At 66.4% G+C, this 25109-nt stretch carries 24 protein-coding genes; 8 read left to right on the top strand and 16 right to left on the bottom strand.

Going from position 1 to position 25109, the window contains the following annotated elements:
* Nucleotides 1–305 precede the first annotated feature (305 nt).
* Nucleotides 306–671, bottom strand: coding sequence for a hypothetical protein (locus NS6_RS32315; protein WP_067510752.1), 366 nt, complete (start codon nt 669–671; stop codon nt 306–308).
* 573 nt (nt 672–1244) lie between these two features.
* Between NS6_RS32315 and NS6_RS32310 the strand changes: the two genes are divergently transcribed.
* The 3 genes from NS6_RS32310 to NS6_RS32300 all read left to right on the top strand — a co-directional run bounded on the left by NS6_RS32310 (nt 1245) and on the right by NS6_RS32300 (nt 5055).
* A complete protein-coding gene (locus tag NS6_RS32310) occupies nt 1245–1913 on the top strand; it encodes a hypothetical protein (RefSeq protein WP_051047221.1) in 669 nt (222 codons plus the stop codon).
* A gap of 427 nt (nt 1914–2340) precedes the next feature.
* On the top strand, nt 2341–3792 hold the full coding sequence (locus NS6_RS32305; RefSeq protein WP_068049982.1) for a cutinase family protein: 1452 nt from the start codon (nt 2341–2343) through the stop codon (nt 3790–3792).
* A gap of 309 nt (nt 3793–4101) precedes the next feature.
* A complete protein-coding gene (locus tag NS6_RS32300; RefSeq protein ID WP_138456831.1) occupies nt 4102–5055 on the top strand; it encodes a hypothetical protein in 954 nt (317 codons plus the stop codon).
* Nucleotides 5056–5256: 201 nt separating this feature from the next.
* Here NS6_RS32300 and NS6_RS36530 read toward each other — a convergent pair whose 3' ends face one another.
* The 9 genes from NS6_RS36530 to NS6_RS32255 all read right to left on the bottom strand — a co-directional run bounded on the left by NS6_RS36530 (nt 5257) and on the right by NS6_RS32255 (nt 14258).
* On the bottom strand, nt 5257–5496 hold the full coding sequence (locus NS6_RS36530) for a DUF4314 domain-containing protein (protein ID WP_218017685.1): 240 nt from the start codon (nt 5494–5496) through the stop codon (nt 5257–5259).
* Nucleotides 5497–5518: 22 nt separating this feature from the next.
* Nucleotides 5519–5980, bottom strand: coding sequence for a hypothetical protein (locus NS6_RS32290; protein WP_043736127.1), 462 nt, complete (start codon nt 5978–5980; stop codon nt 5519–5521).
* Between the two features lie 76 nt (nt 5981–6056).
* Nucleotides 6057–6866, bottom strand: coding sequence for a hypothetical protein (locus tag NS6_RS32285; RefSeq protein ID WP_043736128.1), 810 nt, complete (start codon nt 6864–6866; stop codon nt 6057–6059).
* 53 nt (nt 6867–6919) lie between these two features.
* A complete protein-coding gene (locus NS6_RS32280; RefSeq protein WP_043736129.1) occupies nt 6920–7165 on the bottom strand; it encodes a hypothetical protein in 246 nt (81 codons plus the stop codon).
* An 81-nt stretch (nt 7166–7246) separates the two neighbouring features.
* Entirely contained in the window at nt 7247–8947 is a 1701-nt protein-coding gene (locus tag NS6_RS32275; RefSeq protein ID WP_054814850.1) for a VWA domain-containing protein, read from the bottom strand.
* A gap of 43 nt (nt 8948–8990) precedes the next feature.
* The gene (locus NS6_RS32270; RefSeq protein ID WP_043735057.1) at nt 8991–10166 is read right to left on the bottom strand and encodes an AAA family ATPase; all 1176 of its coding nucleotides are present in this window, start codon (nt 10164–10166) and stop codon (nt 8991–8993) included.
* A 1001-nt stretch (nt 10167–11167) separates the two neighbouring features.
* Nucleotides 11168–12937, bottom strand: coding sequence for a BTAD domain-containing putative transcriptional regulator (locus NS6_RS32265; protein ID WP_054814851.1), 1770 nt, complete (start codon nt 12935–12937; stop codon nt 11168–11170).
* Between the two features lie 74 nt (nt 12938–13011).
* Nucleotides 13012–13737, bottom strand: coding sequence for a DUF8176 domain-containing protein (locus tag NS6_RS32260; protein ID WP_138456829.1), 726 nt, complete (start codon nt 13735–13737; stop codon nt 13012–13014).
* A 20-nt stretch (nt 13738–13757) separates the two neighbouring features.
* Nucleotides 13758–14258 carry a hypothetical protein gene (locus tag NS6_RS32255; protein ID WP_138456828.1) on the bottom strand — a complete coding sequence of 167 codons (501 nt, stop codon included), beginning with the start codon at nt 14256–14258 and terminating at the stop codon, nt 13758–13760.
* A 514-nt stretch (nt 14259–14772) separates the two neighbouring features.
* Between NS6_RS32255 and NS6_RS32250 the strand changes: the two genes are divergently transcribed.
* From NS6_RS32250 to NS6_RS32235, 4 genes are all read left to right on the top strand, one after another.
* Nucleotides 14773–15105: a hypothetical protein gene (locus NS6_RS32250; RefSeq protein ID WP_043735745.1), complete on the top strand. Its 333-nt coding sequence runs from the start codon at nt 14773–14775 to the stop codon at nt 15103–15105.
* Nucleotides 15106–15232: 127 nt separating this feature from the next.
* Nucleotides 15233–15895, top strand: coding sequence for a hypothetical protein (locus tag NS6_RS32245; protein WP_043735744.1), 663 nt, complete (start codon nt 15233–15235; stop codon nt 15893–15895).
* 165 nt (nt 15896–16060) lie between these two features.
* Entirely contained in the window at nt 16061–16729 is a 669-nt protein-coding gene (locus NS6_RS32240; RefSeq protein ID WP_043735756.1) for a class I SAM-dependent methyltransferase, read from the top strand.
* Between the two features lie 91 nt (nt 16730–16820).
* The gene (locus NS6_RS32235; protein WP_054814853.1) at nt 16821–18128 is read left to right on the top strand and encodes a DUF2130 domain-containing protein; all 1308 of its coding nucleotides are present in this window, start codon (nt 16821–16823) and stop codon (nt 18126–18128) included.
* Nucleotides 18129–18198: 70 nt separating this feature from the next.
* Here the strand turns inward: NS6_RS32235 and NS6_RS32230 are convergent, their stop codons facing one another.
* From NS6_RS32230 to NS6_RS32205, 6 genes are all read right to left on the bottom strand, one after another.
* The gene (locus NS6_RS32230) at nt 18199–19632 is read right to left on the bottom strand and encodes a cytochrome P450 (protein WP_086007582.1); all 1434 of its coding nucleotides are present in this window, start codon (nt 19630–19632) and stop codon (nt 18199–18201) included.
* Nucleotides 19633–19637: 5 nt separating this feature from the next.
* Nucleotides 19638–20846, bottom strand: a complete 1209-nt coding sequence (locus NS6_RS32225) for an MAB_1171c family putative transporter (RefSeq protein ID WP_043735742.1) — start codon at nt 20844–20846, stop codon at nt 19638–19640.
* Nucleotides 20843–21349, bottom strand: coding sequence for a hypothetical protein (locus NS6_RS32220; protein ID WP_043735740.1), 507 nt, complete (start codon nt 21347–21349; stop codon nt 20843–20845). The genes NS6_RS32225 and NS6_RS32220 overlap by 4 nt, the downstream gene beginning before the upstream one ends.
* Before the next feature lie 90 nt (nt 21350–21439).
* Nucleotides 21440–21886: a hypothetical protein gene (locus tag NS6_RS32215; protein ID WP_138456826.1), complete on the bottom strand. Its 447-nt coding sequence runs from the start codon at nt 21884–21886 to the stop codon at nt 21440–21442.
* A gap of 148 nt (nt 21887–22034) precedes the next feature.
* Complete coding sequence (locus NS6_RS32210) at nt 22035–23123, bottom strand: GAF domain-containing protein (protein ID WP_043735737.1); 1089 nt, start codon at nt 23121–23123, stop codon at nt 22035–22037.
* An 89-nt stretch (nt 23124–23212) separates the two neighbouring features.
* On the bottom strand, nt 23213–24373 hold the full coding sequence (locus tag NS6_RS32205; RefSeq protein ID WP_138456824.1) for a cytochrome P450 family protein: 1161 nt from the start codon (nt 24371–24373) through the stop codon (nt 23213–23215).
* 34 nt (nt 24374–24407) lie between these two features.
* Here NS6_RS32205 and NS6_RS32200 point away from each other — a divergent pair, with 34 nt between their 5' ends.
* Nucleotides 24408–25013 (top strand): GNAT family N-acetyltransferase, encoded by a 606-nt coding sequence (locus tag NS6_RS32200; RefSeq protein WP_232110912.1) that lies wholly within the window; start codon nt 24408–24410, stop codon nt 25011–25013.
* Nucleotides 25014–25109: the final 96 nt, after the last annotated feature.

Here is a 25109-nt window from a genome sequence, read left to right as displayed (position 1 = left end):
CCCCCCCCTGTGGAAATCCCAGCACCTGTTCGCCGAACCCCTTCCCTGGGATCACGAACATCCCGACAATCCCAGAACCTGAAAACGGTGCCCGCGAAGACGTTCATCCGGACGAGGGCCAACCACTGGATGCTGCGGCAACGGCATATAGGCCCGGCACACCCAACCGCCATGCAGAGCACCGAGCATCGCGGCACAGAAGGGGCGATATCCACCGCTCGCGCCGGGCGCATATGCATGCCGCGACGCACGTGACCCGCGCGGCCCACGCGAGGGAAGCGAGCCGCGCGGGTCACGTCTGCGGGCTACTCGTTTCGGTTACCACCGACGGCGTTGGCAGCGGCGGAAGGATTGGTGAAGATGCGGCCGTCGGGCAGCATCAAGCCACCGCAGCCCGTGATCACCGCCGTGACCTCGCTGTCGGGACTGGCCAATCGATCGCCGACACGCACGTGTCCCGCGTCGAGCAGATCGCGGACGGTCACCCGGGCCACACGCTCGAACGGGAACGGCTCGTCGAATTCATAATCCAGCTGCCACGACGGCGCACACTCGGTGCAGATTCTGCCCTCGCTATGGATGCAATCATCCACACAAGTCACCTGGAAAGTAACTTCCCGGATGCGGTGGACGCATTCACTGGTGCCGATGACGGTGTAGGACTCGTCCAATCTTGCAGTGAGAACGGTGTTATCCATGAGAAGTCTCCAAACTGTTCCGAAAAGTTGTGCGTAGCGAGTGATTTCACGAGGGCCCCTCCGCCGACATCGCGCACATGATCTGCGCTGCCCACGCCGGGGCCAGTCAGCTTCGCCAGGAACGGTCGTTCCCGAGCCCGACTTGAGAAGATGCTGCGACTCAGCTGGTTTCGCGATTGTCGTGGTCAGTGGGCATGCGGCTTCTCCGGAGTTCGATCGAGGGAATCGTGATTGGCGACCCGGCCGGGGTGGTCACCCATTCATCGGCAGGATTGCCGAACCACGGGTTTCCACGACCATCGACGCTCGATAGACCCGGGTTTGTCAAGACCACACCGAAACGGAATCAATTCCCATGCAGACAGTCACGGCCATTTCAGTGACATACCGCCGATATGACCGCTTCGTTCCCGATTCCGCTTGACAATTCACCCCGTATCGAGCGTCCATGGAGACCGGCGCCCCACGAATCCGAATTCCCGGGGTGCCGTCCCGGCCGGGACATGACGAAACACACCACCAGCCACCATTTCCCAGGAGAATGTCATGTCCACCACGACAGAATCTGCCCGCACCGCCGTCGAAGACGCCCTGTGGGCGGTCATCAGCGCTGACCCCAAACCCGCCGCCGAACTGGCGACCGCCGCAGGAATCAGTCAGTCGAAGACCCGCAAGCTCCTCAACATGTGGGCCGCCGACGGCAGCATCTCCCGCCACACCGACGAGACCAACCCCCACGCCGCCGCCCGCTGGAGCATCGCGCCCACCACCGAACCCGACACCGACACCTCCGGCGACGGCGAAGCCCCTGACGATGCTGAAACTCAGCCCCGCACACCGGAGACCGACGCCTCGCATCTCGATGACTCCACCCCGCCCCCGCCGAACATCGACGAAATCGTTGACAACGCCACAACTTCGGACGAACCGGCCACCGACACCGACACCGATGATGCGGGACCAGCCGGTCATACCGGCGAAGGGTCGCCGCATCCGGACAAACTCGCTCCCGGTGCACTGCGGGGGCTGGTCGAGGATCACCTGCGTGACCACCCGGGCCAGGAGTTCACCCCGCACCAGATCGGCAAGGCGCTCGGTGGTCGGTCCTCGGGCGCAGTCCACAATGCCCTCGTACGGCTCACCGACTCCGGGGTCGCGGAGATGACCACCACGCGCCCCAAGAAGTTCGCACTCGCACCGTCCTCCCAGTCCTGAACCGAACCACCCGGACCCGGCGGGAGTAGAGCGGCCACCCTGTCAAAGGGCAACCGCCCTACTCCCGCTCTCGCCATTTCCAGGACGTACGCCCGTCGATGCCCGCCCAGCCGTCGCGAACGCGCGTCCCCGATCCCCATCGCCCCGTCTCCTGTGGCGCGCGAACGACAACCGCCTGGCGCAGATTCGGTGGGTTCTGCGCGCCGACCCTGACCATCCTGATTCGCCGGGCAACGCATCCGAACACCCCTTTGAGTCGCATACCCACCGTCAGACCCGCTGAAGGGCGTCTTCCGTTCGCCCCGTCCGTTCCTCTCGATGGCTTTGCTGACCCGTTGTGTCCAAAAGACCCCTGAAATCCCGGAGTTCCCAGTGCGGCGAGAGAACTCACCCGCACGACCGAATACGACGTCCCTGGGAGCCCCATATGTTCAATCTCCGACTCACACCGTGGCGTGCGCCCGCCCGCCGCAACCGTGCAACAGCCCCTCGGTTCGCCGCGCGTGCGGTAGCGGCTGCGGCTGTGGTGGTTGTCGGCGCCACCGCCGTCACCACCGTCGCGACCGGAGTTGCCACCGCAGAACCTGGCAGCGCGGCATGCCCCCGATGGACGGCGGTCCTGGTGCCCGGCACCGGCGAAACCAATCCGGGCGCTGACCCCACCCGATCGGTGGGCATGCTGGCACCGATCGGTGACGGGCTGCGCGCCCGCTACGGCAACGACATCGACGTACGGTCCCTGGCCTATGCCGCTGCCCCCGCCCCGTACCAGCAGTCGGAATCCGGTGGAGTACAAGCTCTGTCCGGGCTGCTGGCGGGGCTGTGTCCGACCACTCAGGTCGTCATGGCCGGGTACTCACAGGGTGCCGATGTCGTCGGCGACGTCACCTCCACCATCGGCCGCAGCCAAGATCCGATTCCGGCCTCGCGAGTGCTCGCCGTTGGTTTGTTGTCCGACCCGAACCGTGACCCGAGCACACCGCAGCTCGGACAACCGGTCGACGGGCAAGGGATCGCCGGCCCCCGCGACAACTTCGGCAGCCTCGCCAACCGAGTACGCACCGTCTGCGCCGCCGGCGACCTCTACTGCGCCACCTCGCCGGAAGAATCGCCCGGACTTGCCGCTGTCGGCCGCGCGTTCACCGGCAACTCCTCCCTCCTCGACGACACCACCACCACTTCGTCTTCGACCGGTGTGCTCGATCCCTCCTCGGTGACACGGCAGGTCATCCTCGTGCTCGGCGGTCTCGCCGAGTTCGCCGCGAACTTGCCCGCTATCGGCGACAACGTGCTGCGCCTGCCGCCCACCGTGCTGGCCGGAGACATCGGCGGCACCCACCGCATCAGCGGCGAACTCAACAACCTGTTCAGCCCGCTGGTTCGCATCGCCGACCAGGTCGACCTACGCCTCGTCGCACGTGCACTCTCGATGGCCGCAGCCGCCGACCCCAGCGGCTGGACCGCCGTAGCCGCCCAAGTCGTCGGCATCATCGGCCGAGTCGACCTCGGCCGCGTCGCCACCGACATCGGTCTCGCCCAAGAAGTCGCCTGGCGCGCCGTCGACAAACTCGCCCTCGGCGATCCCGTCGGCGCCGGCCTCGAACTGACCGGACTCGTCCCGGTAGCCGCCGACCTCGCCGCCACCGCGGCCTCGGCGCTCGTCGGAGACGGAGCCAGCCAGCTCACCGGTCTGGTCGCCGACCTCACCGCCCGCACCGACCCCGCGACCAGCGCTGCCCTGTCCGACATGGCCGACCTTGTCCGCCAAGGCAGCGACGCGGCCGAGTTCTACACCTCGGGAGTACACCAAACCGGTTACGGCCCCGGCGTCCAGGACGTTCTCGACTCGCTCGCCAGCAGCATCGACAACAGCAAGTGAACCTATGAATCCGGCCGGACCCTCACAGGGCGGCCAGCTTGGGGCCCGGCAGACGCCGGGCCCCTGCTCGTGGATGGTGGTCTCGGCGAAGTTGGTTCTCGACGAGCACGCGAGAGGATAAGCTCTCCTGCGGAGTGACAGGCCGCGCACGCGCTCCTCGTTCTCGCCTGAGTTGCCTCGCCCACGCCGGTTCGGTGACGTTGATGGCCAAGGTCCTTCCCGGGGCCCGCGTTCACACTTCCCCTGTTCGCATGCTTGTTCGTTGCAGGCAGGGTGGCGTGGGCGCCTCTGCCGGGAATGGACGAGAACATGCCGAAGAACAGCAGTGCGCGGCGGCGCCGTCGCGCTCGCAGGATCGCAGCCGAGGACGGCGTGCAATATGCCGAAGCTCTCCGACGCGGCGAAAAGCAGGCCGCGCAGGCACGCGAGCAGGCCGAGAGGAACTCACGGCTGCGTCCGTTGAAGATCAGCGTCGACGGGACCGGGAAGTATTGGCGCCGTGCCGATGCCGAACAGCTGGGGCCTGACGGCCTGGCGGATCCCACCTGCGAGGATGTCCTCGCCGCAGCTGATGTGCTGTTGCCGAAGGTCCACGCACTTCAGTCCGCCAAGTTGACGCCGACGACCGTGGTCGTGCCCTACTGGCAGCGAGACACACTGAGCCAAAGCGAGTTGAACGAGGAATTCCGCACGAAGGTCTCGCAGGTACTCGACGACCTGAAGCGCGTGCGTGCCGACGCCGAGATCCGCTGTGTCGAGTGGAGGACCGTTGCCGCCGCCTACTACGGAGTGGATGTCAAGCTGCGAGGGCTGGATCGAATCACCGGGGAGCGGCTGAGCGACCTGCTCGATTCCGCCCTGGACTCGGCTGCCGTGCTGTCCATGACGGCTGAAGCCGTCCACAATCGCGGGTGCCTGCTCGGCTCGGACCGTTCCCGTCGCCTGGGCTGGGGGTACTCACCATGTGGTGGCGGTGAGGTCCGGGTGCGCGTCCGGATCTTCGATGACGAGGTTATCGTCACCGTCCCCGGGTGCCCCCGGCACGCTGCCGAGGAGATCGTCTACTTCGACTACGAGGTCGAAGACGGCATGGTCGGTATCGAGGTGATGGGCGGCACGACCGCGGACCTCGATGTGATCTACGACATCACCGAACAGGTTCGCCGCGAGCGCGACGAACTCCGGCGAGAAAGGGAAAAGGACAAGTCCGGGAGCTGGACGGTACCCGTGCCGCCGTGGCGACGTGGCGCGGACTATTGGTGATCGCCAGTCGGGCCCTTCGATGACAGGTTCGCCGGTGTCATACCCGGCGGCGGGGTGGGTGCCCCAGTTGATTTGGGCCAGCCGGTCGCCAGGCGCGTGGTGGGACACCCGAACGCAGACAGCTGAACAGGGCGCTGACGATGCCCTGGGGCCGCTGGTATGGCGGCCCCAGGGCATCAGCGGTGCTGCATTCCGCGCGGGTCAATATGGCCCGCGTCTGCTGCTCCTGGTGTCGGCGGCAGCCGGGCCGGGTAAAGCGGCCCCTCGATCGCCAGGTTGTGGCGGCGAGTGCGTCGGAAGGATCTCGAACGGGTCGGATTCGAGCAGGATCAGTGATCTCCCGTTGTCCCAGTCGACAAAGATCTGGCCGGGGCATGAACTGGGGATCCGTGTCACCGTTCCGATTGTTCCGATTTCCAGCGGCGCGGGATCGTCGGGCATGAGCCCGGTGATACGAACGCGGTCACCGACGCGGGGTGTGATCATCGCGGTTGTTTCCTTCTTCTCGTTCATCGGCGGCGGGAATGGTGTCGTGCAGGTCGAGACGGAATAGCCCCTGCTCGTGTGGTGGCTGGGTCAGTGCATTGTTGCTGTCGGCGGCGCGGATATCGCTGGCGTAGAAACTGATGTCGAGGTCGAGTTCGTGGTCGCGAATGTTGTTGCCGTCGTGGTCGCGGAATCCGGCGACGCCGAGCCCGCCGTAGGGTGCCCAGTCGAGCAGCACGGTGCTGATCGAGGGATTGCGACGGCCGATCTCGGCGGTGATGATCGCGAGGACAAGGTCGGTGATGCGCTGTTCCCGTGCACGCCCGAAGGGCAGGTCGTACGCGGCTTCCAGCTGGGCGCGTAATGCGTCGGTGTGCTGGTGGCTTGGGGCAGGACCGGTGGCCGATGCGCTGCTCGTCGCAGATTCGTTCCAGTTCATGACGTGGCTCCTCGGGGCATTTTCGGTGGCCGCAGGTGATTTGGACGCGGTGGGTGGCGGGGCCGCCGGAGTGGGATCAGTGGGGGTGGGGCGTGGGCATGTGTGCCCATGCGGCGGGTAGCGGCCCGCCGGTGTCCAGGTGGCTATCGAGCGCGGCCATGGTGTCGTTGGCCTCGGCATACAGGGCTTCGAGCCGGTCGTGGTGGTCGGCGCAGGCAGACGAGTCCTCGGTGCCGTCTTCGCGGGTGCTGTAGCAGTCGATCTCGTCGCGGATGCGCTGTTGCAGGACGCGGAACCATGCGAGCAGTTCGTCGGAACCGGCCGGTTCGGCGGCGCTGTGTCGCTGAGGCTCGTCGGTGGCCGACAGCCCGGCGGCGACGACCCTGTCATCGAGTTCAGTCACTTCATGCAGCGCGAAGGCGAAGGTATGGGCGAGGTTTTCCACGGGTTCGCCGGGGTCGGGGGTGTCGCCATCTCGGAGTGCGGTGGCGATGGTGTTCAGCCGCCCGGCGAGGTCTTCGGCGTGTTCAGCGGCCTCGTGCCGCTTTCGGCGCAGCGCCTCCATCGCTTGGTCACGTTGGGCCTTCTTGAAGGTCTGCATCCGGTCTCGCCATTCGCGGGACGGTTCCGTATCGGCAGGCACCAAGGCCCACGGTGGCGCGAAGCCCCGCCTGCCGTCGGCTGTTTCGATCGCGCATTCCGCGACCTCGTCGTTGAGGTAAATGGAGCGGACCCGGCCGCGCCATGTCGGGTTGTCACGACCGGTCACCTCGTCACCGACCCGGATCGGGCACTCGGCCCCGAATCGGCTGACCTGATCGCCGGTGGTGTTCGCCGCGCTGACCGGTGCCTGGTTGACCGTCGGGGTGGTGTCGCTGTTCATCATGGCCGAACTCCTAAAGAGGTTGGTAGTGTGCCGATTTCGTCTCGGTCGGTGCGCTATGGGCAGTCGAGGGCATCCGTTGCGACACGCTTGGACAGGCCGAACACGTCGGTGCGCATGATCTCGGCGGTGCCGTCGCGGCGGAATCGGACGATGCGGACCAGGGTTCCGGCCGGTAGCTGTACGCCGTGGAACCAGATCGGCCGGGTGGTCGAGCCGATCAAGGTTTCGCTGTCGGATTCGGTGGGTGACTGCGGATCGGGTGCTTCCGCTGCTGTTGGCGTGGTGCCGTGGGTGTCCATGTTCTTGCCCCTTCGTTCGGTGGTGGGTTCGGCGCGGGCAGTTGGATCCCGCTGGTGGCTGATTGGCTGCCGCTACGGGAGTCAGGCAGTGCGTACGGCGGCGGTGGCCGCGCGGCCGATGGCGTGGGCGGTGGTAGCGGGGTCGGTGATCAGGTGCAGGTTCGCGCCGTTGAGGGGGTCGGGTGCCGTGCCGGTGTCGGGTGCCAGCCACAGCACGGCACAGCCGGTGGCGCGGAGCCGATCGAGGAGTTTCTGGGCGCGGTCGCGGTTGCTGCCGTCGTAGTAGCCGTCGGAGATGATCACCAGCAGGCGGGTGTTTTCCGGGCGCGACAGCTCGAGGGCACCGTCGAGGGCCTCGATGGCGTTGTCGATGGCGTGCAGGAAATCGGGGCAGCTGAATTGGGTGACCCGGGCGGGCGCGGTGCCCGGGTAGGTGATCGGTGCCACCGATGCGCCGAAGGTGACCGTGGCGGTAGCGGCGGGCATGGTGGCCAGCTCGGCCGCGCGGGCGATGATCCATGCGGCCGAGGCGACCGGGTCGGCGTAGTCGCTCATGGAACCGGACACGTCGCAGGCGATACCGACCCGCAACGGCGGGATCGGCACGGTTTTGCGGGTAGTCCGGGTGAACGGTTCGGCCGTGGGCAGCGCCCCGGCGGCGCGTTGGGCTTCGCGGGCCAGTGCGCCGCGCATCCGCAACCGGCCGGGCGGCAACGCGGAGGTGGTTTTGATCGTGGCGCGTTCGCGCTGTGCGGCGTTGTTGAGGGCGCGGGCCAGCACCCGGGCGGCGGCGCGTTCGTCCGGGTGCGGCGTGCGGGTGGCGCGGGTGCTGGCACTGGTGCCGGTCCCGTTGCCGTTGCCGAACACCTTCTGCGCCCGCGCCGCCGCGCGCCGTGCGGCACGCTGGGCCTCTCGTTGCGCGGTGGCCGCCGCTTCGGCAGGGTCGACCGGGACCGGTTGCGCGGCAACGGCGTTGCTGATGTTGGTGACGGTGTCACCGATCGCGGCGGACAGGACCGAGTTCGGATCCGGGTCGGCGTGCGGGTCGGGGCCGACGATATCGAGCCACCGTTGCCCGAGTTCGAGCATGGTGTTGGTGTCGTCGTCGGCCACGGTGTGGGCCTGCTGCCAGATCGCGCGCAACTTCTCGAGCTTGTCGCTGCCGAGGATGGACTCGATGACCCCGGCGGCGGGCGCGCATTCCGACGCGGTGAGGATGCCGCCATCCACGCGCCCCAGCAGGAGGGCGGCGTTGTGGGCGGCGGCATAATCGGTGGGCGGGATCTGGGCGGCGGCATCGGTGCCGCCGTTGTCGCCGATCACGATCTCGGTCGCGCTGGCGCGCAGCCAGTGCCGGTCATCGGGGCGGCGACGGATCTGGGCGGCCTCGATGCGGGATTCCTCCAACAGCAGGGCGGCCTCGACCACGGCCGGATTCGCCACCGGCGGCGCTTCCCACACCGAATGTTGGGCGTGGGCGCATTCGTGGACGAACGCGCCCCACACGGCGGCGTAGCGGGCGCGGTCGCTGTTGCGGTCCGGCCGCGCGGTGGCCGGGTCGATGCCGAGGCGGGTGCCGTCGATTTCGATGGCGGCGCTGTGGGGCATGAACACCGCCGGGTGCCCGTGCGCCGCGCCGGGGGCAATGGTGACGACCAGGTCGTCGCGGTCTGCGATCGGTGGGGCTTCATCGGTTAGGGCGGCAGACAGGGCATCCCATCCGGCGGTGGCGGGCGGTGGTGTGGGTGTGGTGGTGGGGTCGGCGATCAGGTGGCCGGTCATCGCGGGGGTTCCTTCCGGGCGTGTTCGGGCGGGCCGGGGTGGGTTAGATGCGGGGGCCGAGGGCCAGGGGTTCCAGCCGGGTGCCGAACACGGTGCGCACCACGTCGGCGACGATGGCGCGGTCGTCTTCGGGTGCGGCCCCGATCAGGTTCGCGGCGGCGGTGTTCGTGTCGGTGGCGGTGGCGATTTTCTGGAACGCCAGCAGTTCGCGCAGCTGGGGTGCCCACCCGATCTCGCCTTTGTCCTGTCGGGTGGCCAGGTTCCGCGCGGCGCGGACTGCTTTCGGGTCCACCCCGAGCTGTTTGGCGAGGTCGTAGTCGGAGCCGACCTGTACCTGGAACGCGAACCGGCTGGCGAGGGCGTCGGACAGGATCGCGCCGTGAACGCCGGGGTTGTGCCCGGCCACCACGAAGAACCCCGGCGCGACGGTCACGATTTCGCCGCTGTTGGCTTTGATCACGATCTCGCGGCGGCCGTCCATGGCCGGGTACACGCATGACAGCACGGTCGGCGGGATGAGGGTGGCGTCATCGATGAACAGCACCCGGCCCTCGCGCATGGCGCGGACCAGCGGCCCGTGCACGAACGCGAAGGTCCCGTCGGGGTTTTGCGTGTATTCCCCGACAAAATCGGCGACGGTGGTGTCGCAGTCGCCCTGGACCGTCAGAAGGTCGCCGTAGGCGGCCTCGATCAGCGAGGTTTTGCCGGTGCCGGGCGGGCCGTACAGCAGGACCGGGACCTCGTGGTCGCGCATGGTGCGCAGCACGTCCACATCGGCGCGGCCCGCCAGGGTCCGCAGGTGGTATTGCTGCCCGTTCGGCCGTGTCACGGCCGAACCGGTGCGGGCCGGGCTCGGGGTGCCCGATGGCGCGGCGGGGGCCTTACGCGCCCGACGGGCGGCGGGCCGCTTGGCCGGGGTTGCGGCGGGCGTGCCGGTGGCGGGTGCCGGGGTGGGGGCTCCGGTCGCGGCGCTGCTGGTGTTCGTGTTGGCGCGGTAGCGCAGCGGTTTGGCGCTGGTCTGGTCGGCGTGTCCGGCGGCGGTGAGGGTTTTCATCGCGTTTCCGATCGCACCGGATGAACGGCCGGTGAGTTTCGCGACTTCGCGGGGTGTGTATTCGGTGCCGGGGTTGTCGGTGAGGATTTTGGCGACCATGCGGCGCAGTTCGCCATTGCCGAGGCGGTTGGCCGGTGCGGGGGCCGGGCCGGTGGGGGAAGTCATCTCGTTTCTCCTTCGCACTGCACGAATTTTGTTGCGCCGCTCACGGCGGATCCTGGCACAGCGGTGGCGCGGTGGTCATTTCGGATTGGTTGACAATTCGTTTCCCCGGGGTGTGGGTCGACGCTATCTCGACTCATCCCGGGAATTCAACCCCGTTTTCAACCTTTTCTCAACCAATTTCCGCAGATCAGGGCAACAATTGCATGGCAAGCACAGAATGGAATGCGTTAACGCGGCCAGGCCGGCAGCAGACCGTACATGAGGAAACTATTGATTTGAAACCGATTGGAATGCATCGAATGAGGACGGATATCGATAGTTGAATAGCGGAGTCATATCAGCAGGGCCAGCCGAACGATGGCAGCGACGCCAGCGGGCCACGCCCGCCCCAACGTGTTCTTTCTGTTCCCTGCGGGTAATCCTGGGGAGCCAGTTGGGTCGGATAGTGGCTTCTAGCTGGTAGTTTGCGGCATCGGGGTGGGTTGATTTGACTGACCCACCTAGCGACCCGCCAATGGACCCACCTAACGACCCACCTAACGATCTCCACGATCAGCCAGGCCGCGATAACGCGAGCTGCACCCCCCGTGGCGGCGATCTCCGACAACCCGAAGAAATTGCGAACATCCACCCGTTGTGCCGTGAAATTGCCGTACGGAATCCCATTCTCAATTGAATTCCACAAATAGCGATCAGATATCCGCAAACCCTACTGGGCTAATACCTTACCCGACGAACGCCGAGAAGCACGCACACCTTCTGGCTATTATTGCGTACCGTCAATACTTGGCGGCGGGTGTCGCCTCGAATTCCCGAGGCGGATGTTAGCCTTTGTCCCGCGCGGATTCCGCACTCGAGTCAGGCGAGAGACTTCCCCATCCTCGCCTCCGCCTCATCAGACGAGCTTTTACCTTAGACCCAGCGTTTCCGCCTATCTCATCTCGAGTGTTCGCCGAGGCGTTTTCTCGGCCATTACGCATCTCGGATAGAAGACTCCGGTTTCAGTGCCGGGCTTGTTTTTGGAGCCTTTCTGCAAGGTCTCGTGTTTCTGCGGTGGGTTCTTCTCCTATTTTGGAGAGTTTGTGTGCCAGGAGGCCGAGTGTGCGTTCGATGGCTGTGTGTTCGCCGAGGCGGGCGTGCAGGCGAAGGATGTCGCGCCACAGGAGTTCGTTGAGCGGGTCGTGGTCGAGGGCGGTTTCGAGGAGGTCCAGGGCGCGGCGTGGGTCCTGCTCGACCACGGTGGCGGCCAGGGCGCCGACCGCGGTGATGGTGTCGCGGCGGGCGGATTCCCGGATCGGTGCTACCCAGTCCGCTGTGAGATCTGCGGCCAGGATCCCTCGGCAGGAGGTGTCGATGATGTGGCGGCACGCTTCACCGCGCTCCGTGCCGTTGCCCGCGTGGCGGCGTTGACGTACCGCGCGAGCGAACTGCTGGTAGTCGGTGGCGATGATGGTGTGGTCGAGCTGATAGCGGATGTGGTCGCCGGCCAGAATCCGGGGCACCGTGCCGTCGGTCGCGTCTCTGATGGAGGCGGTGAGTCGGCTGATCGCGGTGTTGAGTGCGTTGACCGGTCGGCGGGGGCATCGTTCCCCCCACAGATCGGCGATCAGGGCCTCGCGGGAAATCCCTTCTGGGTGCAGGGTCAGCAGGGCCAGCAGTTCGCGGCTCCGGGGCTGCAAGTGGGTGGTGATGTCGACAACGCCGTCGTCGCGGTGCCAGCAGACACGTAGCGGCCCGAACACCTCGACTGCCAGGGTCGGCCCACCCGGTGCCGATTCGTTTGCCGTGGTGGCGACGGGGGTAGCATCACGCGCAACGGGCACTGTCTCCGTAGGGGGCTGGCCGGTCTCGGTGACCTCGAGACCGAGGTCGTCTACTGGGGATACGGCCGGGGCGGCGTCCTGGCCCGGGATTCGATCGGGAACTGGCTGGCGGGCTCGATACACCCGGGGCGAATCCGCCCGGATGCAGACCCCGAGACCGTGACGCCACCGGCCCGGTAACCGGGGCCACGGTGACGGTTGCCGGCCTAGAAGCGGATTCGAGTGTGCTGGGGTCAGTTGTGTGTGCAGTGCGGCGGCAACGACGCGGGCAGCCGCTGCGAGCCCGTTGCGTCCTCGGCGGGAGTATCGGGCGCCGGTCAGCAGCGCTTCGGCACCGAGGCGGTCGAGTGGAAGCCTGCCGAGCACCGGGACTCCGAGAGGCTCGGCGAACTCGCCCGTGCGATCCGAGCCGACCAGCAGCACCGCGCAGCGCCGACAGCCGGCGGTGACCTCGCGGACGCGCCGGCCGGCGCGGACGGGGTCGGCGAGGTCGCCACGGACCACGACGATCAGAACGTCGGCGCCAGCGGCGATCGGAGTGGCGGGCGAGGCCGGATCGGCGAGACCGCAGTCGGCGATGACCACCAGATCTGCCAGCCTTGGGACTGCGGCGGCGGGCATGCTCACCGGGGCCGTCAGCGTCGCTGCCATGGCATCGGCACTTGGAGGTGCGGCGAGGAACGGCACACCCGAACCCAGCGTCTGGACGTGCTCCCACAACTGTGTCGAAACCGGAGAATCTCCTGGTGACTGGGTGGTGGCAGCGGCAAGGCTGGCCAGTCCGCGGTGCGGGTCGGCGTCGGCGAGTCGCGCGAGTCGTCCCCCGGCAGGATCCGCCTCCACCACGACAGCGGGTTTCGTGCCCGGCCATGCGTTGGCGAGGGCGACCGCGGTAGTAGTCACTCCGGTGTGAGGATTCAGTCCGGTGAGTGCGATCAGCACGGTCACCGCCCCCTTTGGTTGTTGGTCGCCGATCCAATCGTCACGTTGGGTCGACGATGGGGTACAGGGATGGGGCCCGGCTACTCGGACACGATCGCGGTGATCACCGAGTGCCGGTCGAGTTGTGTGGTGGAGATCCGTTGCCGCCACACCCGTGGTGCCGCACCGGGCGGGGTGTCGGTGATCTCGACCGCGTACAAGCCGGGGTTCAACCGGCGGATCCGGGCACAGTAGGTGGTGCCCAGCGGCGCCGAGTCGATGCCGGCCTGGATGGTGGCGGCATCCGATATCGCGGCGTCGGCCGCGACGACTTCGCGAGCGAGTACGCCGTCGCGGGCGTGGTAGTAGGCGGCCTCGAACGCAGCAATTGCCGCTGCGCCGGTGGCCGGCCGTAGGGGGCGAGGCCCGGCTACGGCTTCGGTGGCCTCGATGGTTTCGGGACCACAAGCGGCGGTGCTCCCGGTGACGGTGAGTGCGTGTTCGAGGCCACCGGGAGAAAGCGAAAGCGCGACGGTGAGAGACATCGGCACGTCAACACCGTGGTCTACGCCGTCGATGCCGGAGATGAGCATGGTTGCCACCACCACGGTGGCAGCGACCACAGCGAGCATCACCACGCCGCCCAGGACGGCTCGCGCCCTACCCGGCCCGCCGGTGCGGTACTCGGAAGTCAGCCAGCGTCGATCTTCCGCGGTATCGGGTGCACCGGCGGAGGCCAGCCATTCGGCTATTTCGGTCGGCGGCGGCCCGTCGAGCACGATCTGCCGGTCATCGTTCGACTCGTCCTGGGGGTCGATTCTTCTCATCACCGATGCACCCCGCTTGGTCAGCCGAGCGCCGGCGGCCATTGCGCCAGCACGTCGTTGAGCACCTGCGCGGCCTGGGACTCGACCGTCTCGACCACGTCGGCGACAGGTTCGCTGACCACCACCGCCGTCACCTCTTCGACGATCGGCTGGGGTACCGCGGCCTCGACCTCCGCGACCACCACCGGGAGCGGCACAGGCTCAGTGCCGACACCTAGCGCAGCATCCACATCAGGGTCCGCCAGCCCAGCCTGATCCAAGACCTCGGCGGCCTCGGCGACCACGATGTCGTTCCAGTCGCGTTCCCGTTGCGCGACCTCGGATGACATCCCCTCTGGCCGCGGCACACTCACCCCACCGAAATGCAGCGAATCCTCGCCCACCACCGACGCCTGCACCTCGGCGTAACCGTCGCTGGTGCCCGGCTGCGGGTATACCTCGACCACTGGCTGCGCGGGTTCCACAGCCACCTGCGGCTCGATCGCCACCTGCGGCTCATAGCCCATTTCGGGCCGGGACACCGACGGGGGCTCCGACCACACGTGGGGTTCAGGAACTATCCGGGGCTCGGGAACGGCCTCCGGCTCGGGCAGGACCTGGGGTGCCGGTGAGATCGGGGCCGGCATCTGAGCGGGCGCCGGGGTATCGGTCTTCTCATCGGGAGTCGACCGGTCCGGCCCGACAGGAATGGTCCTGGTCCGCGGTTCCGGAACCACGGGGCCTACGACGCCCGCTTGTCCTGGCCGGGGGTCCGAGATCACTCCCGGCTGACCCACTGGACCCGCATGCGCAACCGGTGCTGCGAACACCGCCGCCGCCAACGGGACAAGCGCGGCCATCGCTAGACGATGCCCTGCACAGGCTCCGAATCCAGGTAGCCACCGATGCCTCCGAGACGAGTGCACCACCGGTCCGGTCGCCCCGATGACCCCACCGACCGCAGGACCGCGCAACGAGGTCCACAACGCCCCTGGATGCAAGGCGCAGGCGTGTACCACACGAACATCGACGCCTTGCCCGTCGAGGTAGTCGACAATGACCTCAGCACGGCCGATCACCGGGTCGGCCAACCGCGACGGCGCGACGACAACCACCACCGCAGCGTCGACCCCGTCCGGTCGGCACGCTGGAATGTCCTGGTCGAGCCGGAACACCGCCTCGCAACTCACCACTCGCCTGCCGCGCATCCAGATCACCCAGATCCCCACGGAGGAGCTACGGCCCCCTCCGGCAGCACGCGCTGCCGCCACCACCGCCGCGCCGGACACCGCAGCATCCGAACGGCTGTTCATCGATGTAGTCATGACTTACCTCGCTCTCTGCGTCGGTCACGACCCCGGGGCGGCCCCTCCTCCCACCAAGTCGTGAGATACACCACCCAAACTATGCACGTATCTCGAACTTTTCAAGAATAAAACAGTAACTTTTCTCTGGATGCCGAGGGATTTGGCTCCTGATGGCGACTTTTCCGAACTTTACGGGTACAGTTCTGCTCATGGGAGCCCACGACGAGTTCTTCGCCCGGATGGTGCGCGAGCGGCGTCAGCAGCTGGGCAATCTGACGATGCCGGAGGTGCACCAGCGCGGCGGACCAGCGGTCCCTGCCCAGCAGCGGGCCGACCGTTGCGAGCTGTCGGCCAATGTGCGGCCGAGTACCTTCGCCAAGTTCGACACCGGCCTCGGATGGCAGGAGGGCTCAGCGCGGGCCGCCTACTACGACCGTCGGCCACCGGTGCCGGTCGAGTCCGACACTCCCGCGTTCGAGCCAGGCGCATCCAGCATCAGCCTCAGCCTCGAACAGCTCCTGCCACTACTGGATGCCCAACGGTTTCTCCGAACCGCCCCCATCGCCGAGCTGCCGAACGCGATCGGCAAGCTCGATGATGCCATCAGCGGCATTGTCGGCCCGTTCGTCACGAGCGTCCTCGAAGCCAACCGTGGCACCCAAGTCCATCCGCTCGTCGAGATCGCCTTCGGCGAATCTCTCGCCGCGCCGGTTTCCCCAGATGACCCCGACGCCACGGAAAAGCTGTACCGGCGCTGGCTCATCGGACGGGCGGAAGATCTCGACGATGCCCTGCAGCAAGCATTCGAACAGCGCTTCCAGAAACGCAACCAGGACGCTGCGACCACATCTCGCGCGGTCGCTCCGAACTGAACGCCGGGCCTCACCCTGATAGGCCCGAAATGGCTGCGGTTCTGGCGAAATCCACAACACCCTGGGCACCGGGGTAGGCGTGTGCAAAGCTGTGTCCCGGGACTGACAACGAGCAGACAATACGGGGTGGTGATGGGCGGTTCCCACAATGACACCGGGTCGCCGGTGTCCGGCGATGCAGTCCGCAGGGCGGCGGCACCGTACTGCCTGCCGTTTCTGGCCATCTACGACATCTGGGTGATCCGGCTGAGCAACCGATTCGGGTGGCGGTGCCCCGCGGACACCATGCTCGCCCCATATCACCGCCACGCCGGCCGCCGCCACCTCGAAGTCGGACCCGGTTCAGGCTGGTATCCAGCCCACACCCGATTCCCCGACGACGCCGAGATCACGCTGACGGATCTGAACCGAACCTCCCTCGCCTACGCCGCCCGTCGACTGCGCAAGGCAGGACACACCGTGCACGAAACCGTCGCCAGTGTTCTCGAGCCAGTGCCCGCCCCGGCCGGAGCGGGTTACGACTCGATCGGCATCAACTTCGTTTTACACTGTGTCCCTGGCGATTTCACCGCGAAGGGTATTGCGTTCAGCCACCTTGCCCGGGTGCTCGCGGATGACGGCACGCTGTTCGGCTCCACCATCCTCGGAGACCACACACCGCACACCGGGTTCGGCCGGCTTCTCACCACCACCTACCGGCGCGTCGGCGCCTTCAACAACCGCCACGACACCCGGGCGGACCTCGCCGCAGCACTCGACGCGGCCTTCGGCGAGTATCACCTGACCGACATCGGAGACGTCACCCTGTTCACCGCCTCACAACCGCGTCGATAACCGCTCAGCGGTCGATCCGGAGCTGCCATCCTGGTGGACGGGCTCGGCTACCACGAGGTGCAGCGCGAGCACGAGCGGGGAGGAGCTCGAGATGGACGTGGCGTGGGATGTGCGGCGGCAGGTGATCGTCGAGGCCGCTGAACTCGCCTACCACCAGGGGCCGGACTTGGGCCCGTTCGAGTGTCTTGGTTGCTTCCAGCCGGCAGCAATCTGTCCACGGTGCGGCGCAGAGCTCGGCTCTGCCTTTATCGAACAGCTCGCAGCACCGCAGGTCGCCAGAGTGCGCCTCGAACTGGAACAGGATTTCGCTGCCCGAGAGAAAGCCATGGAGAACGACGTCCTGACACGGGTCCGCGCCGGGATGCGAAACGAGGTCAATCGGCTGCGGAACCAAGCGCAGCGAAGTAGCGAAACCGCGGCAACGGAGAAGCAGCGGGCTCAGGCCGCGACGGTCGCTCTGGCCGAGGCTCAGGAACAACTCGAGCAGATGCAGGCCGAGCAGTCGCGGATGCGAGATCAGATCGCTCGCAGTGAACGCAAACGGGCGCAGCAGGAGGCCGAACGGAAGTATCGTCCGGTGATTCTGGAGTACCAGAACCGGGAGAAGCGGGCGCTGGACCAGCTTGCTCTGGCTGAGAGCAAGATTTCGCCGGGGCCACCACCACAGCCGACGGGAGTCGCCTACCAGCACGCATTCGCTGAGGAACTGCAGCGCCGCTACCCCGAAGATGAGATTTCGGTGATTCGGAACGGTCAGAAGGGCGGTGATGTCCTCCAGATCGTGCGTGTCGACGGCCGAAGCTGGGGATCTATTTTGTGGGAGTGCAAGAGAACCAAGCACTTCAGCTCGGCGTGGATTCCTAAGCTTGTCCGTGATGTTGATCGTGATCACGCCGGTCTCGGAGTGCTCGTGAGCGCGTCGATGCCGGCCACGGTGGATGGTGTGGCAATCCGCGACGGCATCCTCCTGTGTGCCGCCGACCTGGCAACGTACATGTCCATTCCGTTGCGGCAGGCGGTGATCGACAACAAACGTCACGCGATTGCGGGCAAGGCCCGTCGTGGGCGTGCCGACCGGTTGCTCGAATACGTCGACCGGGGCGGGTTCTTCGCCCACCTGCAGCGGATCGTCCAAGACGCGCGCGAAACCCTGGCGACCGGGGCCAAGCTGCGAAATCAAGTACACGCTGCTCTCGCCAAGCTGGACCAGCACCAGCAGGACGTGCTCGACCGAATGTTCACCATGTTCGGCGAGCTCGACGCAGCCGGCGTCGCCGTCCCACCCGCTCTGCACTCAGAACATGTGACCGACCATCGGTCGGCCTCTCCCAACGGTGCACGAAAGGAGGGCCCGTCGACCCGACACCCGACATCGACGGCCTCCCGGACTCGAAACTGAATCCGGCGATATCTACTTGCTGAGACAGGTGGCCTGGACGGCGGGCACGCTTGATCGCAGGGTCGGCCGGTTAATGCGTCGTCAGATCCGTGCGGCGGTCGACTCGTACCCGCAGTCCGGCTGGTTTGAGGGTGATCTGCTCTGCGACGTCGAGGGTGTAGTCACCGTCGATGTGGATCTCGTACTGGTGGAGGACGTGGGCGAGAGTGAGCAGGACTTCGTGATTGGCGAATTGGCGGCCGATGCAGGCGCGGTGCCCGACCCCGAACGGCCTGTATACGCGACGGCGGTCCAGCTCACGCTGCCGCTGAGGGGCCCATCGGTCCGGGTCGAAACGTTCTGCGTCCGGACCCCAGGTTTCCGGGTCGCGGTGCGCATACCAGGTGAGCACGAATACCCAATCGCCTTGCTGGAAGCGGTATTTGCCGTCACCGATCGTGACCTCATGGCGCGCCTCGCGGAAATAACCGGGCGCGACCGGCCACAACCGCAACGTTTCATCGACCACCCGCCGCAGATACCGCAGCTTCGCGACGTCCTCGTAGCTGGTTATCGGCCGGTCGCGCCCCGGGAAATGGTCGTCGACCTCGGCGCGCGCTCGTGCCGCGACCTCGGGATTCTTCGCCAGCTCGTAGAGCGCGAAGGCCAGTGCGCCCGCGCTGGTCTCGTGGCCAGCGACCAGGAACGTCAGGATCTGGTTGCGGATATTGGTGGCATCGAGATGCTCGCCGGTGTCAGGGTCGGTGGTGGTGAGCATGCGGTCGAGCAAATCGTCGTGCTGGCCGACGGTGCCACTGGTCCGGCGTGCGGCGATCACGTCGTCGACGGTTCGGTGCATAAAGGCGATGTCGCGGCGATGCTGCCCGGCGGCGCGCCGTCCCAGGGTGTTCTGCAACAGCGGGGGGAGGTTGGCGTTGCGGTTGATGTAAGTCAGGCCGCGCAGCATGGCTTCGACGAAGGGGTGCGCTTGGCCGGGGGTGTAGGAGAACGAATCGAACGAGTAGCCGAACCCGGTGCGGGCGATGATTTCCAGGGTGAGCCGGTTCATTTCCTCCGCGATGTCGGCGATGTGGTGCGTGTCGCCCCAGGTGTCGAGCAATTCACCGATGGTGGCGGCCATCGTCTGGTGGTAGGAACGCATTGCTGTTTGGGTGAAGGCTGGCGCGAGGATGTTGTGTGCTGCCGACCAGGCCGGTTCGTCGTTGCGGGCGGTGAACAGTCCGTCCCGGGCGACTCGGCGCAGCTTGCGCAGGGGCACTCCGAGGTGCTTGGTCCAGTGGTGTTCGTCGTTGATTTCCGCGATGAGGTCGGCGCCGGAGACCACGATCATCGGCCAATTGGTGATGCGCCGCTCGAAGATCGGCCCCAGCCTTCGGGCATCCCGCCGCGATGTCTGGGTGGGTTTGGCCACGTTCATGGTGAACAGGTCACCGACGACAGGCAGCCTCCACCTCGGATGCGGCAATACTGCCGCCTCGTCCCTGCCGGTCCGGGGCGGACTCATCGCCATCACATCGTGCTCCTACTGGTCGAAGGTGTCGCGCACCGAGTGCTCAAGGGCGTTTCGATCGAGGCGATATGTCGGGCTGTCGGCCACACACCGGCCAGGTCCAGCAGTTCGTTCAGGTCGGTGGTCAAGTCTCGCGGACCGAGCCGAACCGGTTGGAGCCCGGGGCTGGGCTCGTCCTGCGGTGCTCGCCCGGCGTTCTTCTGGTCGATCGCCGCGAGAATTGCCACTGCATAGGACAGCATGCCCTCACGGTCAGGGCCGGCCGGGTATCTGGCTGTGGTGTAAGGCTTGAGGTGCAGGAGAGCGTCGCGGATCTCGACGATCATCCGGTGAAGCCGCAGCGCCGGTTCCACCCCGCCGCCATCTCCTGGTGGGGCGAGCACGATCTCGGGGACACTGGCGGTCAGGTCGCGCCACACGGGCTGCAGGCGGCGGCAATAGCGGCTGGTCCGGTCGTGTCCGGTTCTTATGAGGATTGTGCTCACCAACGGCACTGCTACTGCAGCAGACGCGACAACATTGGCCAAGAAAAAGGTCCAGCCTTTGCTGCTCATATCCGGGTCCGCAGACGGTTGGTTCTGCACGACGGCGAACCCGGTCTGGAATGGAATTGCGAGCGAACTGAGCCCGAGTCCGGCGGCGAGAACAAGTACACCCAGGTACAGCACACGCTCGCGCAGGAACGCGTCGCTGCGCAACTCGCGGAAGCTGATGCGGGCGATTACCCATGCGGTGATTCCGAGCGGCAGATAGAACGCCACCCACGCGATCACCGCCGGCCAGCCCAATGCCTCGTCGATCAGCTGATCGGCACGGCGCGCGGGGGTGCCGGCGATCAGGATCACCGCGGACGCCGAGAGGGCGACGAGGTCATAAACGCGCTGTCGACGCCAGGTATCTGCAGGGTCCGCTCCGTCCCACAATTTCGCAATGCCATAGATATAGGAGACCGATACCAGGATTGCCCCGAACGAAGCTTGGCGGCACAGCTGCACCATCTCGGCATCACCGACGAACCACACGAGGCGCGCGGCCAGGTCTTCGGCCCACGCTTCCCGCATCAGTAGTCCCGCAATCGCTGCCAGCAGAGCCCGGTTGATCAGCCGATCGACGACCTTGTCGCCCAGCAGCCACCACCGTCCGGCGGTGATCGCGGTGACAGCGAACAGCACGGGCCAGGCCAGTAGGCCGGGAATCGGCGAGGTCATCGGTGCCGCCCGAGGAAGAAGGTGGATCGGAACGGCGAGGGTCGTCGCCGCGGCAAGGTCGCCTCGACCATCACCAACCCGGCGAATGATTCGGCAGCCTGTTCGCGGGCGGTCCCATAGTCCCGGCGCCAGAGAACGCTGCGGATCGACGCCGGATCCAGTAAGGGCATCAATGTCTGCAACGGCAGTACATCACCGTCGGGCTCCGGAGTGGACGAGCCATGTCCCAGGAGCATGTGCCCGATCTCGTGGGCGATGATGTGTCCAGCGTGCCATTCGGTTTCGGCCCCGACCATGATGATGTCGTCGTACTCCCGAGCGATCCACAACCCGCTACCGGTCCCGCACCCGGCTCCCGACAACGCATTCGCGTCGATGGGGCACACCGTGATCGGCCGTTGCCGATACTCCGCGACCCGCTTCACGTACTCGTTCGGATCCCACGGCCATGGCACCGGCACGATCCGTGCGGTCTCCTGGACATGTACTGCCGTGTCGTTCATTGCTATTCATCCCTCCCGGTGGCGTCGCGTGTGCGGCGATCTCCTTCGCATTCGGCGTTGTGTCGGTAAAGCACGGCCCGGTCCCTCTGGTCAGGCTGCGCTGTGGTCTGGAGGCGCGAGCCTGGACAGCTCGCGAGTCAAAGCGGTGATATCGATGTCGTTGCCGCGCAACGCCATATGCCTGACGCCGGCATCGCGTGCCGCCGATAGCAACCGCAACTGGCGGTCGACGGGGCGAGCCTCGTCAGAGGTACCGGTGAGATACACCGGCAGGACGTGGAAGTGCTGGGCAATGGCCTGCAGCACCGTGGGGTCGACTCCACCGCTCGTGCTGCCGGTCCGCAGCGCGATGATTTCCTCGGCAAGTATGGTCTCGCCGACGATGGCGCTGACACTGCGAGCGACATCTGCCGGGTCTTGCTCGGGTTCCGTGCGAGGGTGGAACGTGCTGAACAGCCGGTTCACCCTCGTCGGCAACTCGATGATCTCGTCGGCCATTGTGGCTGACTGCCGTTGATCAATGGGCGAGCTTTTCATCGGTACCCTCCCTGGTTGCCTGGATGAGACCACGCTCGGTCCGCAGGACTCGAGCGCTCATCCGGCGTCCGTCAGAGACTGGTACCGGGAATCAGAACTTCGCCATCATAACAAACGCCTATCCGAGGTGGTAGGTGTTCACATTCCGTCAGCTCGGGAGCGGGTCCGGCTGTTCTGGATCGTCAAGCCCGGGATGCCCTGCATCTGTGGGGGCCACCGGGTCGGGTTCGTCGGAGTGCCCTGTCACCCGCAGTTGCAGCACGGCAAGCGCGGGACCCGCGTCAGAGGTTCCGACTATGGCACCGGAGCCGTCAACGACAACCCATCCACCCCCGCGGCGCCTCAACCGCACATCGTGCACTTCAGCGGATTCGGCTTTGCCGGTGAACACGTCGGCGGCGGCGGCGAAGATGCGTTTCACGTCGTCAGGGTGTGGGGTGTCGCGTTGGTCGACCTGCCCTTTCCACTGGACGTCGGGTAGCGGATCGGTGATCCAGCGGATCAACCGCATCTTGGCGATGTCGACCAGCACCATATGGACCTGCGATATGCGCGGTATCGCGGCCAGTGCCGCTGCCTCCAAGCTCATCCCGGCCATCGGAGTCGAGGTTTCGAACAGCAGTCCACGCCACTTCGCTGGAGGCTGTGGGGGCGTGCCAGCGGCCATGACGACATGACCCGGCCTGTTGTTCTTGCCGACTGTTACGGTGACCGCACCGCTCCAGCTGTCACCCGGTTGTGACGACAGCAGCGCCCTGATCAGTGAAAGCCCGTCTGCTGGTTCGACGAAGCGGAAGATTTCTGGTGCCGTGAGTTGCGAGCGCGGCGTCCCGCCGGTCAGCGCCGCCGGAAATTCCGCGAGCCGCAGGTGGGAGTCCCAGGTGAACGCGAAGGCCGACACCGGCCGCTGCTGTGGTTGGGTCCCATCGGGACCCAACCACACATGCGCGCCGTGGAGCGCATTGTCCGGCCCGATCACCGGCACGAGACGGGCGCTGACCGTGTGACCGTTGCGCAGGACGCGATGCGTGGCCGCCGCTTCGGGATGCGACCGCATGTCGGCGATCAGCGCTTCCAGCCATTGTGCAGCCTCGTGCCCTGGGGCTTTGCCGATTCCCAGCTGGTCGGTGACGGCTCGCTCGAAGGAGGTTCGATCTCGGGCTTCGTGATCGCGCGCAACGACGGTGAGCCGACCCGGCTCCAAGGTTTCGATGAGCGTCCATCCGCTTTTCGGCATCGCGTCGATCTCCGAGGTCGCTGATCCTTCCTGGTTGAATCTTTCAACGATCTTAGAACAGCGCGCCGCAACGGTGCTCGAACCGCAGGTCACGCGGTGGATACGGAAAGTTCCGCGAGGGCATAGGTGAGCCACGACGGCCGCAACAGATACTGCTCGCGCGGCTTGACCGGTTTCAGTACCGGGTACTTCTCCAAGACCGCGCGGGCGACATGGACGGCTTGCATCTCCGCCAAGGCGGCACCGATACAGAAATGTCGACCGTGTCCGAATACCAGGTCGTGACGTTCCCGCCGGGCGGGGTCGAGATGAGCCGACCGCAGGGACAAGATCACGGTGTGTCCTCGGGGGATTCGGATTCCGTTGACATCGATGTCGGTCAGCGGGAACCGGCGCAGCGCATAGTTCACCGGCGCCACGGCACCCATCACCTTGCGCACCAGCCGGGCGAACTCCGGCGGTGACCCCAGTAACTCGCGCGCCTCCTCGCAGCGGTACCGGACCAGTTCATCCAGCACCGCAGACGTCAGCGAGGTGACGTTCTCGAATCCGCCGATGATCACGGCAAACGCCAAACTGATCAACTCGTCCTCACTGAGACGGTCCTGCCCGTCGCGGGCTGAGAGCCAGCGCGAGAGCAGATCATCGCCAGGATCGCGCCTCTTGTCGTCGATCACCCCGGCCACCAGCATCAACATCGTCCCCATCGCACCCTGCACCGCCGCGCCGTGCGTCGATGTGTCGATCAAGAACAGAGGCCGGGCCGCTGCACGGAAGGCATCGAGCTTGTCGGCGGGCAACCCGAGCAAGGTGCCGATCACCTGCGGCGGCAACGGCTCGCACAGCCCGCCCATCAAGTCGATATCGCCAGTCGCCGGCAATGCGTCGACCAACTCCGTCACGGCAGCCCGCACCACCTGTTCCTGTGAGGCGTGATGTGCGGGCGCGAACGCCTCGGCCGCCAGTTTCCGTACACGTCGATGCTGCTCCCCATCGATATTGAGCAGGTTCGCCTCCAATGCCGCGGGCAGGTTCTGGCCTCGGAAGCCGGTGGTGGAGTCGGCCTTGGCCGCCGACATCCGGGGATCGGCCAGTAGTGTGGTCACCGCGTCCCATCCGGTGACCACCCACACCGGTGACCCGTCCGGTAGCTCGGCCTCGTGCACACCGGGTTCACTGGTTCTGAGATCCTCGTGAAGTTCGTCGACCGCATGAATTCCCGCCGTGAACGGGCACCGCCCCATCTTCATACCCATCAGTGTGCCAACCCATCAGGAGTCCGCCGTGCCGATCACCACCCGTGCCGCCACCACCGCGGACATCACCGACTGCGCCCAGGTACTCGCCGACGCCTTCCGCGACGACCCGCTCATGAGCGCGATCTGGCCCAACCCGCAGCAGCGCCACCGCGCCCTGCCCAGGTACTTCACCGCCTCCCTGCGCCACTTCCACCTCCCCGGCGGAGGAGTTCGCGTCGCCACCGACCCCGACGGAGTCATCCGCTCAGTCGCCGTCTGGGACCCACCCGCCCGATGGGACCAACCCGTCAGCACCACCCTGCGTGCCGCACCCGACCTTCTGCCCGCCCTCACCAGCCGCACATTCGCTGCGATCACCGTCCGGCGCACCCTCGATCGACACCACCCCCACCAGCCCGAACATTGGTACCTAGCCAACATCGGAACCTCACCCGCACACCAAGGGCACGGCTACGCGACACGCCTGATCACCGATCGCCTGACATCGGCTCCCGCCACCCCTGCCTACCTCGTATGCACCCGGGAAGACAACACCCCCTACTACCAGCGACTGGGGTTCGCGACCACTGAAAGCTTCCATCTACCAGTAGGTGCCAGGCCCACCATGTGGGCCATGACCATCAACATGTGAAGCCGCCAGCCCCGGAATCGGGGCGAGAAGACAACTAGCCAGCCGGAGAAGCCGATTGCCCGATGCGAGGCGCCGGGCTGATATCGAGCGCCTCGA

Origin of the sequence: Nocardia speluncae NBRC 108251, assembly GCF_001613245.1 — a bacterium.
GTDB classification, from domain to species: domain Bacteria; phylum Actinomycetota; class Actinomycetes; order Mycobacteriales; family Mycobacteriaceae; genus Nocardia; species Nocardia speluncae.
This window is presented reverse-complemented; position numbering and strand designations above follow the sequence as displayed.

Excerpts from the sequence above, each read along its gene's own strand:
- NS6_RS32310 (WP_051047221.1), top strand. The coding sequence starts at position 1,245 with ATGTCCACCACGACAGAATCTGCCCGCACCGCCGTCGAAGACGCCCTG.
- NS6_RS32305 (WP_068049982.1), top strand. The coding sequence starts at position 2,341 with ATGTTCAATCTCCGACTCACACCGTGGCGTGCGCCCGCCCGCCGCAAC.
- NS6_RS32300 (WP_138456831.1), top strand. The coding sequence starts at position 4,102 with ATGCCGAAGAACAGCAGTGCGCGGCGGCGCCGTCGCGCTCGCAGGATC.
- NS6_RS36530 (WP_218017685.1), bottom strand. The coding sequence starts at position 5,496 with ATGCCCGACGATCCCGCGCCGCTGGAAATCGGAACAATCGGAACGGTG.
- NS6_RS32290 (WP_043736127.1), bottom strand. The coding sequence starts at position 5,980 with ATGAACTGGAACGAATCTGCGACGAGCAGCGCATCGGCCACCGGTCCT.
- NS6_RS32285 (WP_043736128.1), bottom strand. The coding sequence starts at position 6,866 with ATGATGAACAGCGACACCACCCCGACGGTCAACCAGGCACCGGTCAGC.
- NS6_RS32280 (WP_043736129.1), bottom strand. The coding sequence starts at position 7,165 with ATGGACACCCACGGCACCACGCCAACAGCAGCGGAAGCACCCGATCCG.
- NS6_RS32275 (WP_054814850.1), bottom strand. The coding sequence starts at position 8,947 with ATGACCGGCCACCTGATCGCCGACCCCACCACCACACCCACACCACCG.
- NS6_RS32270 (WP_043735057.1), bottom strand. The coding sequence starts at position 10,166 with ATGACTTCCCCCACCGGCCCGGCCCCCGCACCGGCCAACCGCCTCGGC.
- NS6_RS32260 (WP_138456829.1), bottom strand. The coding sequence starts at position 13,737 with ATGAGAAGAATCGACCCCCAGGACGAGTCGAACGATGACCGGCAGATC.
- NS6_RS32250 (WP_043735745.1), top strand. The coding sequence starts at position 14,773 with ATGACCTCAGCACGGCCGATCACCGGGTCGGCCAACCGCGACGGCGCG.
- NS6_RS32245 (WP_043735744.1), top strand. The coding sequence starts at position 15,233 with ATGGGAGCCCACGACGAGTTCTTCGCCCGGATGGTGCGCGAGCGGCGT.
- NS6_RS32235 (WP_054814853.1), top strand. The coding sequence starts at position 16,821 with ATGGACGTGGCGTGGGATGTGCGGCGGCAGGTGATCGTCGAGGCCGCT.
- NS6_RS32230 (WP_086007582.1), bottom strand. The coding sequence starts at position 19,632 with ATGAGTCCGCCCCGGACCGGCAGGGACGAGGCGGCAGTATTGCCGCAT.
- NS6_RS32225 (WP_043735742.1), bottom strand. The coding sequence starts at position 20,846 with ATGACCTCGCCGATTCCCGGCCTACTGGCCTGGCCCGTGCTGTTCGCT.
- NS6_RS32220 (WP_043735740.1), bottom strand. The coding sequence starts at position 21,349 with ATGAACGACACGGCAGTACATGTCCAGGAGACCGCACGGATCGTGCCG.
- NS6_RS32215 (WP_138456826.1), bottom strand. The coding sequence starts at position 21,886 with ATGAAAAGCTCGCCCATTGATCAACGGCAGTCAGCCACAATGGCCGAC.
- NS6_RS32210 (WP_043735737.1), bottom strand. The coding sequence starts at position 23,123 with ATGCCGAAAAGCGGATGGACGCTCATCGAAACCTTGGAGCCGGGTCGG.
- NS6_RS32205 (WP_138456824.1), bottom strand. The coding sequence starts at position 24,373 with ATGAAGATGGGGCGGTGCCCGTTCACGGCGGGAATTCATGCGGTCGAC.